Source organism: Staphylococcus sp. FSL K6-0223, from assembly GCF_038008285.1.
On sequence record NZ_JBBOYX010000002.1, the window covers coordinates 429978 to 448366 of the forward strand.

The 18389-nt window shown below is 31.2% G+C and carries 18 protein-coding genes; 6 read left to right on the forward strand and 12 right to left on the reverse strand.

Annotated features, from left to right (window positions below; translation table 11 throughout):
* Complete coding sequence (gene phoU / locus MHI13_RS13030) at window positions 1–648, forward strand: phosphate signaling complex protein PhoU (RefSeq protein WP_002453208.1); 648 nt, start codon at window positions 1–3, stop codon at window positions 646–648.
* 69 nt (window positions 649–717) lie between these two features.
* Here the strand turns inward: phoU and pepF are convergent, their stop codons facing one another.
* Window positions 718–2523, reverse strand: coding sequence for an oligoendopeptidase F (gene pepF, locus MHI13_RS13035; RefSeq protein WP_064210079.1), 1806 nt, complete (start codon window positions 2521–2523; stop codon window positions 718–720).
* A 249-nt stretch (window positions 2524–2772) separates the two neighbouring features.
* Between pepF and MHI13_RS13040 the strand changes: the two genes are divergently transcribed.
* From MHI13_RS13040 to MHI13_RS13060, 5 genes are all read left to right on the forward strand, one after another.
* Complete coding sequence (locus tag MHI13_RS13040; protein WP_064210078.1) at window positions 2773–3123, forward strand: hypothetical protein; 351 nt, start codon at window positions 2773–2775, stop codon at window positions 3121–3123.
* Between the two features lie 181 nt (window positions 3124–3304).
* Complete coding sequence (gene nikB / locus MHI13_RS13045; RefSeq protein WP_241497414.1) at window positions 3305–4309, forward strand: nickel ABC transporter permease; 1005 nt, start codon at window positions 3305–3307, stop codon at window positions 4307–4309.
* The gene (gene nikC / locus MHI13_RS13050) at window positions 4299–5135 is read left to right on the forward strand and encodes a nickel transporter permease (RefSeq protein ID WP_064210076.1); all 837 of its coding nucleotides are present in this window, start codon (window positions 4299–4301) and stop codon (window positions 5133–5135) included. The genes nikB and nikC overlap by 11 nt, the downstream gene beginning before the upstream one ends.
* Complete coding sequence (locus tag MHI13_RS13055; protein ID WP_340761223.1) at window positions 5116–5895, forward strand: ABC transporter ATP-binding protein; 780 nt, start codon at window positions 5116–5118, stop codon at window positions 5893–5895. The genes nikC and MHI13_RS13055 overlap by 20 nt, the downstream gene beginning before the upstream one ends.
* Window positions 5895–6590, forward strand: a complete 696-nt coding sequence (locus MHI13_RS13060) for an ATP-binding cassette domain-containing protein (protein WP_064210074.1) — start codon at window positions 5895–5897, stop codon at window positions 6588–6590. Before MHI13_RS13055 ends, MHI13_RS13060 begins: the two co-directional genes overlap by 1 nt.
* 80 nt (window positions 6591–6670) lie before the next feature.
* On the opposite strand, the gene MHI13_RS13065 is transcribed toward MHI13_RS13060, so the two are convergent.
* The 11 genes from MHI13_RS13065 to MHI13_RS13115 form a co-directional block, all read right to left on the reverse strand.
* The gene (locus MHI13_RS13065; protein ID WP_064210073.1) at window positions 6671–7435 is read right to left on the reverse strand and encodes an HAD-IIB family hydrolase; all 765 of its coding nucleotides are present in this window, start codon (window positions 7433–7435) and stop codon (window positions 6671–6673) included.
* 986 nt (window positions 7436–8421) lie between these two features.
* Window positions 8422–9675, reverse strand: a complete 1254-nt coding sequence (locus MHI13_RS13070; protein WP_002433640.1) for an aminoacyltransferase — start codon at window positions 9673–9675, stop codon at window positions 8422–8424.
* Window positions 9676–9702: 27 nt separating this feature from the next.
* Window positions 9703–10956, reverse strand: coding sequence for an aminoacyltransferase (locus tag MHI13_RS13075; protein WP_064210072.1), 1254 nt, complete (start codon window positions 10954–10956; stop codon window positions 9703–9705).
* A 273-nt stretch (window positions 10957–11229) separates the two neighbouring features.
* Window positions 11230–11889 carry a type 1 glutamine amidotransferase domain-containing protein gene (locus MHI13_RS13080; protein ID WP_002433580.1) on the reverse strand — a complete coding sequence of 220 codons (660 nt, stop codon included), beginning with the start codon at window positions 11887–11889 and terminating at the stop codon, window positions 11230–11232.
* A 143-nt stretch (window positions 11890–12032) separates the two neighbouring features.
* On the reverse strand, window positions 12033–12764 hold the full coding sequence (gene trpA / locus MHI13_RS13085; RefSeq protein WP_064210071.1) for a tryptophan synthase subunit alpha: 732 nt from the start codon (window positions 12762–12764) through the stop codon (window positions 12033–12035).
* Window positions 12757–13965, reverse strand: a complete 1209-nt coding sequence (gene trpB / locus MHI13_RS13090; RefSeq protein ID WP_064210070.1) for a tryptophan synthase subunit beta — start codon at window positions 13963–13965, stop codon at window positions 12757–12759. The genes trpA and trpB overlap by 8 nt, the downstream gene beginning before the upstream one ends.
* Window positions 13943–14590, reverse strand: a complete 648-nt coding sequence (locus MHI13_RS13095; RefSeq protein WP_064210069.1) for a phosphoribosylanthranilate isomerase — start codon at window positions 14588–14590, stop codon at window positions 13943–13945. The genes trpB and MHI13_RS13095 overlap by 23 nt, the downstream gene beginning before the upstream one ends.
* On the reverse strand, window positions 14587–15369 hold the full coding sequence (trpC, locus tag MHI13_RS13100; RefSeq protein ID WP_064210068.1) for an indole-3-glycerol phosphate synthase TrpC: 783 nt from the start codon (window positions 15367–15369) through the stop codon (window positions 14587–14589). Before trpC ends, MHI13_RS13095 begins: the two co-directional genes overlap by 4 nt.
* A 2-nt stretch (window positions 15370–15371) precedes the next feature.
* Window positions 15372–16367, reverse strand: a complete 996-nt coding sequence (gene trpD, locus MHI13_RS13105; protein WP_064210067.1) for an anthranilate phosphoribosyltransferase — start codon at window positions 16365–16367, stop codon at window positions 15372–15374.
* A gap of 3 nt (window positions 16368–16370) precedes the next feature.
* Window positions 16371–16937: an anthranilate synthase component II gene (locus tag MHI13_RS13110; RefSeq protein ID WP_064210066.1), complete on the reverse strand. Its 567-nt coding sequence runs from the start codon at window positions 16935–16937 to the stop codon at window positions 16371–16373.
* On the reverse strand, window positions 16934–18340 hold the full coding sequence (locus MHI13_RS13115) for an anthranilate synthase component I (RefSeq protein WP_064210065.1): 1407 nt from the start codon (window positions 18338–18340) through the stop codon (window positions 16934–16936). The genes MHI13_RS13110 and MHI13_RS13115 overlap by 4 nt, the downstream gene beginning before the upstream one ends.
* Window positions 18341–18389 lie beyond the last annotated feature (49 nt).

Genomic DNA, 18389 nt, shown 5'->3' on the forward strand with positions numbered 1-18389 from the left:
ATGGCAATCATTAGACATAAATACGAAGGTCAGCTAGATGAGTTAATCAAAGATTTACGTCGTCTTGGCCTTCGTGTTTATTTTAATATCAAAAATGCATTAGTGTCGTTAAGTGAAGAAAAAAGAACGTTTGCTAGAGAAACCATTGAGAAAGATAAGGAAATTAATCAATTAGATTATGAGATTAATGAAAAAGTCATTATGTTAATCACTAAACAGCAACCTATTGCTACTGATTTACGCATGATGATGGCAGCATTAAAAATTTCTACTGACTTTGAAAGAATGGGGGACAATGCTGCAAGCATCGCACATATACGTCTAAGAGTGAAGATTAACGATGATTATGTGTTTACACGTTTAAAGACGATGGGTAAGTTAGCAATGCTTATGCTAGAAGACTTAAATACAGCAGTTAAAACCGAGGATTTAACATTAATTAAGGAAATTATTGAAAGAGATAAAGACATTGATGATTTATACATTAATATCGTTAACACAACATACTTAATTGATAATGATCCATTCGTTGCAGGTCAAGCACATTTAGCTGCTCGACACTTAGAACGCATTGGAGATCATATTAGTAATATAGCCGAAAGTGTCTATTATTATTTAACCGGAGAGCATTACGATACATTTGACTAATAAAAAAATCGCCCTTATTGGATAAATTATATCCTGTAGGGGCGATTTTTCATATTCAATTATTCTTTATTAAGCTTCAATTTCATCTGTTAATCTCTCTAATTCATCCACCAACTCTGAGATATACTTTATTGTAGCTTTTAATGGAGCTTCAGTAGTGATATCAACACCGGCAGTTTGAGCTAATTCAACTGGAGACATACTACCGCCAGCTTTTAATGTATTTAACCAGTTATCTACAGCTGGTTGACCTTCATTTTTAATTTTTTGAGATACAACTGTACCAATAGTTAAACCAGCAGAGTATGTGTATGAATATAATCCCATATAATAATGTGGTTGACGCATCCATGTTAGTTCAACACCATCAGTCATTTCCACCACATTACCGAAGAATGTTTCATACACATCTAGCATAATTTTATTTAAGATCGGAGCTGTGAGTGATTCTCCTTCATCTACTAATTGATATACTTTACGTTGATATGCAGCTTCTAATAAATGCGTTACCATATTGTGGTAATAAGTTCTTGATAGAATTGAACCAATCACCCAACGTTTGAATTTAGGATCATTACTACTGTTAAATAGGTAGTTAGCCATTAACATTTCATTCATTGTAGAAGGCGCTTCAACAAAGTACATTGATGCCTCAGATTCCAGTAAATTTTGATGGTCTTGTGCTAATTTAAAATGTCCTGCATGACCTAACTCATGAGCAAGAACGAAAGTTTCAGCCATTTTGCCTGTCCAAGAGATAAACACATAAGAGTGCGTAAAGTAAGGGCTCGCACAATAAGCGCCTGTCTCTTTACCTTTATTTTGTGCGAAATCAATCCAACGATTATTGTAAGCAATTTCTAACATATTTACATAATCATCACCTAAAACGTTAAGCGCTCCATAAATATATTCTTTTGAAGTTTCAATAGATATATCAGGTTCATAACTTGGGTCAATAGATATTTTCAAATCTTCAAAGCGCATTTTATCAAGACCATGTACACGTTGAATGAGTTTAGCATATTTCTGCATTACAGGAGCTAAATCACTCATAATGACATCAATTTGACGGTCAAACATATCACGCGTAACTTCTTGTTCTTGAAGTAAATAATCTATTACGGAGTCATACCCACGTAAATCCGCTTCAATTTTCTCTTGTTGCACTTGCATGTTATATGTAGCTGCCGTTGTATTTTGATATTTACGTATAGCATCACTAAATGTTTTAAAACTCTTTCTTCTAAATTCATTATCTGGATGATCTTCGTATTCATTTTCAAAAGTTGCGTAATCCAATGGATAGGTAACACCATTATGTTCAAATGTCTCGAAGTCTATATCCAAACTTTTAGTAGTGCCATATAATTCAAACGGACTTCTTAAGGTAGGTGTTAATGTGGCAAGTACTTGTTCTACTTCAGTTGATAATTGATACGGCTTTCTATCATGTAATCTCTTAATAAAGTGAGGATAATTAGTTTTTTCTTGTAATTCATTTAACGTTTCCTCGGATAATGCCAAGATTTCTGAATCTACAAATGATAATAAACCAGCAATTTTTCCAGACATCGTATTAAGTTTAGCATTTACTTTTTGTGCTTCTTCATTAGAAGTATCAACACTAACTCTTAATTCAGGATAATTATATAGGCGATCTAATTGAATTAGAATGTCCTCATAATCTTTCAACGCTCGTTCGACATTCTCAATGTTAGTAAGTTGATTTTTATATTTAGAATTAAACTCTTTAGAAGACTTAAATACTTGATTTAAAGTTTCATAAAATGCTTCATCATTAATAAAAAGATCTTTGAGGTCCCATGTTTCTTGCTTTGGAACATCTTTTCTTAAAGGTAGACCTTGTGTCATCAGTCACACACTCCTTAAATTAGAATTACTTATATTATACAAAACTCATTTCAGAATAACATTTCATGTGGTTATCTAATTGTTTGTTTATCTAATATATAAGCAGGGAATTAAATATTTAATCTTGTATCATGAATAGGTTAGAATTAAGCGTGATTTATAAAACTTTCCTACTTGAGCCTGAGTAGTTTAATGCACATCAATAGTATAATAAAATTATTATTAATTAGAGAACGAGGAGATAGTATAATGACAATTTTTGATATGCCTAATTATTTATGGATTACTATCTTAGCAATGATTTTGTTAACAGTATTCTGTACTCTTGTTTTACATAAATGGTTTTCGTCCGCAATCATCACGTTTGTAGTTTTAGCATTATTAGCATTCTTTATTCCAAATTTCCATGATATTTCTTATCAACCTTTATTAGGTTATGCTGCCTTTTTAGCTATAATGAGTTTAATCATAAGTTTCTTATTGTGGTTCTTTACTCGTAAATGGCGACGTGAGCGTAAGAAAAATAAACTTGAGAAAGAAATTCGTAAATATGAAGATGATGACGATTTTAAAAAGTCGAGACATCGTTTTCGTAAATAAAATTTTTTAAAGACTCCGCACATTTGGTAATTCGAAAGTGTTGAGTCTTTTTTATTTAACGCTCTTACTATTATTTTTTTAAAATCACTACTATAATAGAAAGATGATAACAAAAACAATTTAATGTTAAATTTTATTATATAAATATTTAATTCATTTAAAGTGGAAGGATGCTTCTATGATGTTTAAAACAATCATTTCCAAAATATTGCAAATGATGATTGTTCTGTTCGTAATCACAACGCTCACATTTATTCTGATGAAATTATCACCAGGTAATCCTGTTAATAAAATCCTTCATCTTGATACAACTCAGGTTTCTCAATCCCAAATTCAAGCAACAGAACAGAAATTAGGTTTAAATGACTCTATATTTGTTCAGTGGTGGCACTGGATGAGTCATGTATTACACTTCAATTTAGGTACAAGTTTTCAAACTAATGAACCAGTAACACAAGAAATCGCAGGTTATATTGGCCCAACATTGATTATTACCTTTGGCACTCTAATTGTATCTATGCTTATTTCTATACCATTAGGTATTTTTGCGGCATTAAACTATCACAAAACTTTAGATCACTTGATACGTATTTTTACTTCTCTTTCGGTAAGCTTACCTTCATTTTTTATTGGATTAATTTTATTATTTATTTTTAATCAAAAACTCAATCTCTTACCAACATCGGAAGAGGGGTCTATAGCCATATATGTATTACCTATACTTACAATGAGCATTGGAATGTGTGCATATTATATTCGACTCATTCGATCTAATTTATTAGAACAATACCAAAGTCCAATTGTGGAAGCTTCTAGGTTACGAGGCATGTCAGAACGTTATATTTTATTTAACGACATCTTTAAACCTTCATTACTTCCCATTATCCCATTATTAGGTTTATCAGTAGGTAGTTTAATAGGGGGCACTGTAGTCATTGAAAACTTATTCGATATTCCAGGTTTAGGTTACATTTTAGTAGATAGCATCAAATCAAGAGACTATCCTTTAATACAAGGTTGCGTTTTATTTATAGGCTGTTTCGTAGTGATTATCAATACGATTGCGGATATTTTAAGTTTGATGATGGATCCTAAACAACGTTATAACTCTAAAGATGGAATAAATATTTTCAAATCCTCTCGCCAAAGCCAGCATAGACAAGAAGGTGATCGTCATGAAGCGTAAACTAGCCAACCGTAATTATATTTTTTATGTGTTTGGTATTTATATCTTTATAATCATTGTCTTACAATTATTTGTAAGTCCAGACGCAGCTTTCAATGTTCATTTATCAGAGACGTTTAAACCTATAAGCTTCAAACATTTATTAGGTACTGACGATTATGGTCGCGATTTGTTTAGCCGTCTTATCATAGGCGCTCGTACAACTTTATTCATTACATTACTTACGTTACTTTTTACTATTTTAATAGGTGTGCCATTGGGTCTTTTGGCAGGCTATAAAAAAGGGATTATTGATTCAATCATTATGAGGATTATCGATATCGGTTTAAGTATTCCAGAGTTTGTCATAATGATTGCTTTAGCAAGCTTTTTTCATCCAAGTATATGGAATTTAGTCATTGCGATTACACTTATTAAATGGATGAATTATACAAGTGTAACGAGAGGGATTGTTAATTCTGAAATGATTTATTCCTATATCAAAATGGCTAAACTATTCAATGTTTCAACTTTTAATATTTTATTTAAACATTTATTACCAAAGGTCATACCATCTATTTTGGTCATTATGGTAGTTGATTTCGGTAAAAATATATTATACATTAGTTCGCTATCATTCTTAGGATTAGGGGCACAACCGCCTTCTCCTGAATGGGGAGCTATGCTGCAAGCAGGACGAAATTTCATCACGTCTCATCCTATTATGATTATTGCACCAGCCACACTTATTTCAATCACAATATTGTTATTCAATCTTACTGGTGATGCAATTCGAGACCGCTTATTAGAGAAGAGAGGTGCCGAGTTTGACTCTTTTAAAAATTAAAAATCTTAACATTAGCGATCTAAATGGTACAAGTTTAATTAAAAACCTAAATTTAGATGTCCGCAAAGGAATCTTAAATGTAATTATTGGAGAAAGTGGGGCAGGTAAAAGTCTCACAGCTAGAGCACTGTTAAATTATTTACCTAAAGGTCTTGATATGAGTTTTACGGAATATCAATTTGAGAATAATGAGGCTCTTGACATAAAAAAATTTTTAGGTAAGGACATTGGTTATATTTCTCAAAATTATGCTCAAAGCTTTAACGAACATACTCGTTTAGAAAAACAACTCATCGCAATATACCGTACTCACTATGATGCAAGTCGTCCTGAAGCATTAGAAAAGATAAAGAATGCATTAAAATGGGTGAATTTAGATGATTCTAATATTATAAAAAAATATAGCTTTGAACTTTCAGGTGGTCAGCTAGAACGCGTATATATTGCTAGTGTACTAATGCTAGATCCTAAACTCATTATCGCAGATGAACCTGTAGCTTCATTAGATGTGGTTAATGGTCATAAAATAATGCAACTGCTTCAACACATTGTCAAAGATCATCATAATACGGTACTCCTTATTACACATAATATGAATCATGTCCTTCGTTATGGAGATTATTTTACTGTTATGAAGCATGGGGAAGTGGTAGAGACTGGTGAAGTTGGCAACCTCTTAGAAAATAGAGTATCTCATTCCTATACGAAACAATTATTAGAAAACAGAAATACCTTGAGTCAAAGGGAGATAAATGAATAATGATAAGATTACAAAACGTCTATTATGAATATAGTAAAAATCATCCAGTACTTAATGGTATTAATTTAGACATTAAAGAAAATGAAAAGGTAGGTATTCTAGGTGAGAGCGGGGCAGGTAAAACTACCCTAGTTAAACTAATATTAAATGAAATCAAATCTATAAGAGGTAAAGTTAATGTAGATTCCAAACGTGTATTGCCTATATATCAACATGCATTTGAAAGTTTTGATAGACACTATACAATTCAACAATCATTAGAGGAGCCCCTTATTTATTACAATAAAGTTAAATCTTCATTTATAAAAGAACAAATTTTAAATCATTTAGATGCTTTTCACTTATCTCATCAATTGTTGCAAAAGTATCCCAATGAGGTAAGCGGCGGTCAATTACAGAGATTAAACATTATAAGAACTTTACTAGCTCAACCAGACATCTTGATATGCGATGAAATAACATCAAATCTTGATGTTATCGCAGAACAAAAGGTAATTGATTTCTTATTGAAATCCGAAATTGACATACCTCAAACGATGATTGTTATATCACACGATTTATCAGTGTTGCAACGTTTAACAAATCGAATTATCGTTTTAAAAGATGGATTAATTGTTGATGATTTCAAAACAAATGAATTGTTTGATTCTGAACGTAATGAGTACACTAAATTATTAATTGAAACATTTGAATAATTGAAACTCCCCGCTTAATACATGCTTGATATTGAGTGGGGAGTTTTATATTGATTTTTATGTTCTACGATTAATACCTCCTAAAGATATTTATCTAAGACATTACAAATTGCTTCATTAGTATTATTTATAACTTCTATATTAGGGTTCTTTAAAAAAGATTGATACTCTACATTAGCATTTGAGACGAAATAACCATGAGAAGCATTATTTAACATATGTATATCATTATGATCATTGCCGAATGCGATATAATCCGCATCAGCACCTAATATGTACTGAATCGTCGTATGCTTATCTATACCTTGAGCAGTAACGTCAATATATGACTCATTGTAATGGTGTATAAGCTCAACTCCATTAGATTCAGTTTCTAAAGTATTAGCAATAGTAGCAAATTCTTCAGATTTAATATTTAAAAGTATAGCCTTAATCGGATCCTTTATAGCATCCATATGTAAAGATTGTGCCGTACGATTAGGGTCTATACGCTGATATAATTCAGTATTAGCATTTAGATTTGTCGAGTAATTGAATTTATCATCAATGATATACGTTAAATTGTATTGCTTAATGATTTGTTTGATAAGCGTGATATCATGAACGTCTATTTCCGAAATGATTTCGATTTGTCCGTTTTGAGAAATAATAGCTCCATTTCCACCAATTAAAGTATAATCCGCAAATTCAGGAATTACTGGTAGCAAATCTCTTATAGGACGTGCAGATGCGAATATTACATTATTGTGAGCATTTTTGAGTTTTACAAGCCGATGTTTAATAGATTGGTCAACATGATGACCATCAAAACAAATTGTACCATCTATATCAAAAATAAAATTCATTATCGAGTCACTCCAAATTTAGTAATAATGAATTCAGTATAGCATACAAAATACATCAAAATGATTAACTATAGCTACTCATTAGATTTATAAGTGTGAATAAATATATAGTTGCAATTTCTATTAACTAATATCATAATGGATGAGATTTTAGAAACATATGCATTGAGTAATGATTGTAATCTAGCTTATTAATAATGTAAGACAATAGAGAAATAACACAAATAGTTAAACAACAAATAACGCGAGTAAGTAATATTTTATAGACAACAGGTAAGGTCCCCTGAACAAATACACATAACTTCCTATAATATATATTATGTAAACTAAAAGATTAAAAACATCCCAGCGCGCATATATACATTTGTTTATATACTTAATTTGCTAAATTACAAGCCATTGTTGGATAATAATCACCATAAATTTGCTGTATTTAATTGAAACAAACTTTAATATCACTTTTTTAATTGATGTATGACCAAAATTGCCTCTCAATCACTTGTTATGAGGTGCTTTAGATTAGATGAAATCTCCTTAATTAATTGTTTTTAAAAGCAAATATATATATTTAGTTTACATAATACTTTTATAATCACCTATATACTATACTTCGCTTTAAATATCTTTAGTATACTGTCGATTAAATTAACAAACTTCTAAAAAAATTTAGAAAAGATCAGTTGTATAATCTTCATTTTTAGCTTTTTATAAAAACTTCATCATTCAAATTTGTCATTCTCTCTTTATTTAAACGATTATAATAATAGTAACTCTTATAGATATAAAAACTTTATTTAAAATTAATCTAAGAGCATTATTGTGCAATAAAAATAATATGCTATTATTAAATGTGTAGGGAACAACATTATTTCGACAACTAAGATTTATATTCTACCTACACTAACCAGTTAGAGTTTTCCAACCCTTCTCTAATATGGTAAAAGAGCATATTGGCTCTATCCCAATATGCTCTCAAATATAGATATTTATTTTTTAACCTTACTACGTATACGATCTAATGTCGTGAATAACCAATATTTCACTTTATTAATTGGTTTATAAAAATCGCCAATTAATTCTTCAATTTGAACATTAAATCCTCTCTTGAAGCGATAAACGCCATAATCTTCACTATCTTCAGTAAAGTCACCAGATAAACCATAAAAGTTATATCTTGCATAACCATTATCGAAGCAATAATTTATCATATGCCAATGCATTGCATAAGGTCCCATATATTGGTTGAACTTTTCTGAAGAACCTCCTGAGAAATAATTGACTTCATATGCATTAGCGAAGTATACACCTGCTGCTAAGTTTAGAATGGATCCTTCAGTTTGACGAATCTCACTAGCATTTAGTAATTCTTTTTTGTCATGCTCAATTTGTTTATCTAATTCGGCAATTTTTCTTAATTGCTTATCATTTTTATTTTCTTTAGCCATCATATCATCACGACGATTCTCTTTATCATTTAAAGAATGTTGAACTTTTTCTATGTATTCATCTAAGTCTATATAGGCCAATGGTAAAAGAACTTTATCACCATAGTGATCAATGAAGTTATAGAAATATTGATCTGTTTTAGATACAAAGCCTGTTCTAGCTTCAGTTTCGCGGTATAAATCTAAGAATTTATCAAATTCATCTCTCTCAAGAAACCTTACTTTAATTCCATAGTTTATCGCTTTATTAATATTTCTTTTACGTTGACTATCAAATTCCTTTTTCAGTGAAGAAGGTGTCTTACCTTCTAAATCTAAAACGCCCATCCATCGTACTTGGCTAGAAGTATCATATTCAGTTGTGAAACCATGGTGGTCATAACCATGTGATTTAAAGAGGTTAACTAAAGCATCGTTCTTCTCAGTTAAAGGATTGATATCTTTATCATGAACTTGATATATCCAATAAGGATCTAATTTTACGTATAAACATTGATGTTGGTGTAGATAATTTTCCAATTCTCTTAAATAAAAATCAACTAAACCTAAATCTGAATAATCCATAACTGGACCACGATTTGAATAATATACATAACTTCCCATTGTAGGAATTTTAGAGAAAAGACTTGCTGCAATTACTCTATTGTCATCATCTTTAACACCTAATAATACAACTTGGAATCCATCTGCTTCACGCGTAGCAATATTTTCCTTCACCTGAAAATAATGGCTTTCTAATGATGGATTTTGTACAAAGTTTTCGAATTCTTTAACTGTTAACTCTGTAAATTTCATAATTAGATAATTCCCTTCCTAAAAAATCTATTTCTTTAACTTTTTAAGTGCGTTATAGATTGCATACATAGGTTTATTGATTGGTTTTATAAAATCACCTACATATTCAATAACATCAGCGTTATAGCCTTTTTTGAACTTAATTACTCCTACATCTTCAGCGTCTTCACTGAAGTCCCCACTAACTCCATAAAAATTATAACGATCAATACCATGTTCTAAAGCATAGTTTATCATTTTCCATTGAATTGCATAACTACCAGCATAATGACGATAACGATTTGAAGTACCACCAGCGTAATATACAACCTCAAAAGGATTAATGAAAAAGTATCCTGCTGAAATAGGTAATTCATTACCATGTTCTTGTTGTAAATTTTTAGCTTCATCAATTTTTTGTTGATTTGCATCTAATTGTTGTTGAAGATTATCCTTTTTGTTATAAGCTTTCTTATTGTCAGGTCTCTTCTCAATATCTTTAAGCGCTTTATTTAAATCCTTATTGAGAACATCTCTTTCATTATTAAGTTCCTCGATATATTCATCGAAATCAATATATGCTAATGGCACTAACACTCTGTCTTTGAAATGCTTGAATCTATTATAATAGAAACTATCATCTCTATCGGCGAATTCTTTCGTTTCAGTAGTATCTTCCATAAATGATCTGAAAATAGGTAATTCATCTTCGGATAAGAAACGAACTTTAACACCATTTTTTTGTACTTTTTTAGTATTACGCTTTCTTAAACTATCCATTCCTTTAAGAATATCTTTAGATGATTTATCTTTTAAATCTAAAACAGAATGATATCTTACTTGTAATATAGGATGGAAGCCTTTATGAAAGCCTTCATGTTCAAATCCTAATTCTTCCATTTTATTGAAAAACCAATCATGGCCAGCATTTCCAATAATTTCACCATCATGATTTAAGTATTGGTATGGAAGATAAGGGTCAACCCTTAGATAAAGACAGTTATACTTTTTTACGTATTTACTTAGTTCATTAAAGAAAAAGTGAACAAGTTCTTTATTATCATAATCAATTACTGGCCCGCGATTTGAATAAAAATATTTAAAAATTTTCATTACAGGTACAGCAGTTAATAAACATGCAGCAATCACTTGATTGTCATTATTTTTAATTCCTACAAGATGTGAATCCGTTCCTTCAGCAACTTTAAGTTCATAATTACCTTCCATCTGAGTAAAATGGCTATAAGGCATTTGATCAGTAAAGTCACTAAATTCTTTGGCTGTTAAATTCGTAAACTTCATTATCATAACTCCTATTAATCTCTTTATAACTCTCTTTATTTAACATTAAGTATGATAGATTGTTGTTAAATATACATTATATGTAACTTTATGATTATATATGTTATCTATACTTCTAATCTTAACAAGTATACAATAGTTAAACCCAAAACTAAAATATTAACTAATTTAAAAATTGCACTAAATTGGTAATCAACTTTAGATTTGAATAATTATGTAAAAAATAATATGGACTAAACAAAGGTTTGAGCCCATATTATTTTGTAACCAGTTTTATTTTAATGCATTTACAAGTGCTTTACCAATGACTTCGCTTGATTGAGGATTTTGACCAGTAATAAACTTACGATCCTCTTCTAAATGTGAAGTAAAATCATCACTTGTAATGAAATGAGCACCTTGTTCTTCTAATTTAGATTGCGTTAAAAATGGTACTTTATCTTCCAGTCCCATTGCTTTTTCTTCACTATCAGTAAAAGCGGTTAAGCGTATACCATCAACAAGATATTTACCATTACTTGTTTTAACACCAACAAATGCACTTGGTCCGTGACAAACTGATGAAATAATTTTATCATGGTCTCTAAAATGTACTAAAATATTTGCCAATTTTTCATTATTAGCAAAATCAAAAACTGTGCCATGACCACCTGGTAAATAAATTGCTTCATACTCATCAACATCAATGTCTTCAATACTTGGTGTATGATTTAACTGCGAAGTAAATGAAGTATATTTGTTTAATAACTCATCTGAAGTGGAGTTAGGGTCTAAGTTAACCTTACCACCTTTGATTGACGCTATATCAACATCAATCCCTTCGTTTCTAAGAATATCATAAGGTTCTCCGGCTTCTTCTAACCATAAACCAGTTTCCGTACCATCAGGATACTGACTCGTACTAGTTAGAACAAATAATACTTTTTTACTCATTCACTTTCACCTCTTTAACTTGTTATAAAATTAATTTACCCTGATTAGCTATGAAATATTCAAATATAAATTTAATATAGCTATCCCCTCAAAATTTAAAAAAGGTTGGAACACCCATTTATCCCAACCTATTAACTGCCATTTTAAATTTGATCGAGTGTCTTTCTTATGCTTCTTAAAAATTGAAACATCTCACTAGGATCACTCTCAGCGAATCTTTTTACAATTTCACTGCCGATGACAACGCCATCTGCTATACGTCCAATATCTTTCACATGTTCTTGATTTCTAATACCGAATCCAGCAACCACAGGTACATCTGTGACACCTTTAATTAATTCGATTTTTCTTTTTAATTCAGGGTGAAATTGACCATTTTCTCCAGTAGTAGCGTTCATCGTAACCGTGTAAATAAAACCTTCTGCCTTTTTAGCAATATTTTTAATTCTTTCCTCAAAAGTAGTCATTGCTATAAGTGAGATTAATTTAACTTTCTCATTAGGGAAATCTTTTTTAAACTTTTGGGTTAGTTCAAACGGCAAATCTGGAATGATTAAACCATATACACCTGCTTCCTCACATTTATTTAAAAATTCATTCTCCCCAAATGATGAGATAATATTATAATAGGTCATTAAAACATATTTAGAAGTTATAGTCTCTTTATTTTTAATTAGCTGTTCAAATATAAAATTAATATTCACGCCTTCTTCAATGGCTTTTGCTCCAGCATTCATGATTGTTGAACCGTCCGCTACTGGATCTGAAAAAGGAACACCAATTTCTATAATATCAGCACCTGCTTCATTTAGTATCTTTAAGTTCTCAATAAACTTTAAATTTCCCATTATATAAGGAATAAATAACTTACTCATCTATATCACCACGACTTTCAGTATATTTTCTAATTGTTTCCATATCTTTATCCCCTCTACCAGAGACAGTAATAACAATAATTTCATCTTTTCTCATTTTTGGAGCTAACTTTTCAACATAACTAATCGCATGAGCACTTTCAATTGCAGGAATAATACCTTCAGCTCTAGAGAATCTTATTAGAGCTTCCATGGCTTCTTCATCAGAGGCATTTACATATTTCACTCTACCAATATCATTATAATATGAATGTTCCGGACCTATTCCTGGGTAATCTAGTCCTGCAGATATTGAATGGGCTAACTCTATCTGTCCATCCTCATCTTGAATAAGATACATTTTAGATCCATGTAGAACACCAGGTTTTCCCTTTCCTATAGCTAATGCATGTTTATTTGAGTTAACTCCTTTACCTGCAGCTTCAACCCCGTAAAGTTTTACGTCATCATTAATAAATGGATGGAAGGTTCCTATCGCATTAGAACCCCCACCTACACATGCAACTATAGCCTCTGGTAAACGCCCTTCTTTTTGATTAATTTGTCTTTTTATTTCGTTTCCAATCACACTTTGGAAATCTCTAACCATTGTAGGAAAAGGATCAGGTCCTAAGGCTGAACCTAATAAATAATGTGTGTCCTCTACATGGCTTACCCAATATTTTAAAGCTCTATTGACAGCATCTGACAATGTTCCTTGTCCTTCTTCTACTGAAACAACTTTTGCGCCTAGAAGTTCCATTCTAAATACATTCAATTGTTGTCTTTTAACATCTTCTTTTCCCATAAAAACGATGAGCTCCATATCGAATAAAGCAGCTACTGTGGCACTCGCCACACCATGTTGCCCAGCACCTGTTTCAGCAACTAATTTTGTTTTTCCCATACGCTTCGCCAACAATGCTTGACCTAAAGCGTTATTAATTTTATGTGCCCCAGTATGATTTAAGTCTTCACGTTTTAAATATATTTTGGCTCCTCCTAAATCTTCGGTAAATGATTTAGCGTAAGTAAGTGGTGTTTCTCTTCCGACATAGTCTTTTAAATAACTTGCGAGCTCCTCTTGGAATGATTCGTCTTGTTTAGCCTGTTGATAAGCTTTTTTGAGTTCTATGATTGTAGGCATCAGTGTTTCAGGGACATACTTGCCACCATATTCACCGAAAAACCCTAGCTCGTCAGCTTCTGTTTGTATGTTCATTTCTTTCATCTCCTTTAATTATTTTTATAATTTGCGTCATTTTTGCTAAATCTTTAATATTATCTGTCTCAATCCCGCTAGCAATATCGTAACCACTCTGACCTAATTTAAGGTATTTTAGTTTACTAATATGATTTATGTCTAACCCGCCAGCTATTAAAAAACGTGATTTCCGAATATTACTAAGCACATTCCAATCATATGTATCACCTGTTCCACCATAATTTTGAGATGGTGTATCAATAATAAATAAATCAACGGTTTTCTCATATTTTTCAATATTTCTATTTAAATATTTATCAGCAGGAATTGCTTTAAAAATTTTAATCGTAGGATTTAACTTTCTAATTGCTTTTATTAATTGAATAGACTCCCTTCCATGAAGTTGTATTACGTTGATATTAGTTTCATTGAAGACTTGCTTAACTAAGTCTAATGTTGGATTTACCAAGACTACCACGCGATGAATATGGTCTGGAACTCGTTTGGACAGTAATTTTAATTGATTCATACTCACGTGTCGTTTACTTCTAGGAAAATGGATAAACCCTATTGCATCAACATTTAGATTTTTAACCTTTTCGATATCTTCTTCACTTTTAAACCCGCAAAATTTTAAAATCATTGATGAATCTTCTCCATTTTTAAGCTTGGTAAAAATTGACTTAAGTCGTTGCATTTCATTAATGATTCACCCACTAGTAGGCCATCTATACCTGACTGTAAAATGTGCTCAACATCATGAGTACTATGAATACCGCTTTCTGAAATATAATGAAATCCTTTCTTTTTAAATTTTAAAATTTGGTTCGTATGTTCCACGTTAGTAACAAACCGTTTCAAATCTCGATTATTAACTCCAATTATTTTTGGCGATAATTGATGTGCTTTATTTAATTCATTTCTATCATGTACCTCAACTAAAACTTCTAAGTTAAGTTCTGTTGCATAATCATATAAAGTTTTTAACTCTTTGTCTGTGAGAATGTTAACAATAAGCAAAACAATAGAAGCACCTGCTTTTTTAGCTACGTCAATTTGAATTTTATCTACTATAAAATCTTTACACAGTACTGGTAAAGATGTTTCGACGGTGAGTTCACTCAATCTTTCGAAACTACCACCAAAGTATTTTTCATCTGTTAAGATTGAAATTGCATTTGCACCATATAATTCATATTCTTTTACTTGATCTATTAAGTTTCTATGAGGTAATTGTTTTAGCGTTGGACTTTTAGACTTTATCTCAGCAATAACCGATAACTTTTTTTCATTTTTCAATGCATTTATTAATTTCTTCTTACTAGAAACATCAACATATTCTAATTCTTCTAATTTTTGTTGATAATATCCCTCTTTAAGTAGTGACTTTTTATAATTAACTATTTCATGAAGTATCGTCATCATCACACCCCCATCTTTAAATACTGTTTCATAGCCTGACCACTGTCTATAAGATGACGAACTAGTTTAATACCAGAGTGAATATCTTTTGCTTTTTCAGCCACGTATAAAGCAATTGCTGCATTGAGTATAACGACATCTCTTTTACTCGATTGATCGTTTCCATTTAATATATTTATGGCTATATTTTTATTTTCCTCAGGTGTTCCCCCTTTGAGTGCGTCATTGTCAGCAATAGTTAAATCATAATCTTTAGCATTAATTGTATACTGTTTGATTGGCTTGTTTTGGTTAATTTCATAAATGATATTGTCTCCCGATAGCGTTGCCTCATCCATACCATTTGCACCATGAACGACAATAGCTTTCTTCCTACCTAAATCTTTGATAGTTTGAGCAATCTTACCTAGTTGTGTAACATCATAGACACCCATCACTTGATAAGTAAGTTTGAATGGGTTGATAAGAGGCCCTACTAAATTAAATATTGTTGGAGACTTTATCTGCTTCCTAATGGGTTGGATGTATTTCATAATTGGATAAGAATCAGTGGCACTAATGAAAGAGAGACCTTTTGTATCTAATTGTTTTATCACACTAGCTACTTCACTTGTTTGAATCCCCATTGCTTGAAGAACATCAGTACTACCTGAATGCGATGTGATACTTTTATTGCCATGTTTAACTACCGGTACGCCGGCACTTGCTACAATGAATGCTACTGTTGTTGATATATTGAAACTGTTTGAACCATCTCCTCCAGTACCACAAACGCACATCGCTCCATCATAATAGGGTTGAACTGGATACATTGTGCTTATAAGATGTTTAACTAAATAGGTTAGTTCAATTTGTTGCATTTCCTTTTTAGTGTAAGACTTTAATAACTTAAGTTTATTGTCTTCCTTCACATTTGGATTAAGAAGAATATCGATAAATTCCTTCATATGTTCTTCCGTTAACTGTCTATTATCTTCAATATCTTTTAATAATTTCATTTTTTAACTACCTTTCATTGCTAGTCTTACAAAGTTGTTAATTATTTTTTCTCCATGTTCTGTTGCAAAGGATTCAGGATGATATTGGATTCCATAATGTTTTTTGTATTTATGTTGAAATGACTGTATGCAATCTATCGTTTGACCAGTAATTTCTAAAGCGGATGGAAATGTTTTAGGATTACTTATTAATGAGTGATATCGCATTATTTTAAAATGATTAGGTAAACCTTGGTACAAAGGTGTTGATTTCACTATTTCTAAATCATCCACTTTACCATGCATAATTCTTAGTCCTTGAATAACTTCTCCACCGTAATAACAAGTCAATGCTTGTGATCCTAGGCAGACACCTAGTATCGGTTTGTTTTCAAAATATTCAATTAATTCAATCAATACATTATTATCTAATGGATTCCCTGGACCTGGAGAAATAATAACTCCTGAAATATTTTTGAGTTCATAAATTTCACTGTCATCAGGATATTTAACAATCACATCTGCTTGTTTTGATACTATATCTACGAGATTATAAGTAAAAGAATCATAGTTATCTATAATTAAAATCATGGAGTCACCTCCAGTAAACTCTTTGCTTTCAGTTTAGTTTCTTCGAGTTCTTTCTCAGGTATGGAATCATAAACTACACCACAACCTGCTTCAATGTTTACTTGTTTGTCGTCTATGAGCATAGTACGTATAGCAAGCGCAAAATCTAAATTATGATTACAATTGATGTAGCCAACTCCCCCACTATAAATCCCTCGTTTAAACGGATAAGCTTCATAAATCCTTTGAATGGCCCTTAATTTTGGCGCCCCCGATACTGTACCTGTGGGTAATAAACTTGCAATGACACTCATTGGAGATAAATTCTCCTTTAATTCACCTACGACTTCACTCACTATGTGCATGACATGTTCATATTTCTCAATTTCCATTAACTTCGTGATTTTAGAAGTTCCTACTTTACTAATTCTATGAATATCATTTCTACCTAAATCTACAAGCATACTATGTTCACTTATCTCTTTTTCGTCCTTTAGTAAAGCGTGACTATTTTTCTTATCTTCATTTTTATTAGCACCTCGTTTAGTAGTTCCAGCTATTGGATTGGTATAAACCAGTCCATCTTTAACTCTAACGAAACTTTCAGGTGAACTGCCTACGACTATAGGAATATCTTTATTCATATAATACATATAGGGACTAGGATTTTGTCTCTTTAACTTTTGATAAAGTTGAAAACTTAATTGATGCAAATGAGTTACAAAGTTATGCTTGTAATAATAAATTCTTGAAGGCACAACTTGGAACATATCCCCTTCTGCGATTTTCTTTTTTAATTCTGTTATTATTTTTAAAAATTCTTGTTCTCCTATATTTGTCTCAATTTGTCGTTCAGGTTGTTTCAACTTTATTCTTTCATGAGCTAAATTGATGTTTTTTAAATCATCAATTCTTTGTTTAACTTTTGCTTCCAACTGAGATTTAGAAGTATTTGAGAATAAATTTGTTGAAATCACATACAACTCATCTTTATAGTGATCAAAAACATAAGTATCTTCTACCAGATAAAATTTAACGTCATGATCCCGGTGATCATCTAATTCAATTTCTTGAAGTTTAGGAAACTCATGCCTTACAAGATCAAAACTACATGTCCCTATAAAACCTGAAATAAAAGGTAAATGCTTCAATTGATCATCTGCAATATTCGCGTAGTACTGATTGACTAAACTTTTTAAATAATCATACGGATGTTCATTCACCACTTTTATTTTTTCTTTTGTATTAATAATTAATTGATTATTATCAAGAGTAACTGAACCATAGTCTTCTAAGACAACGATGGAGTATCTTCCTTTTAATTTATCTTGATTTGTACTTTCAAATATAATTTTTGCTTCTCCTAATTGTGCTAAAGCTTCTGGCGTCATTAGCGCATTTAACTTTCTATAAACTACATCCATATTTCTTCTCCTTTCCATTAAAAAATCAGCCTCCTTATGAATAAGGACG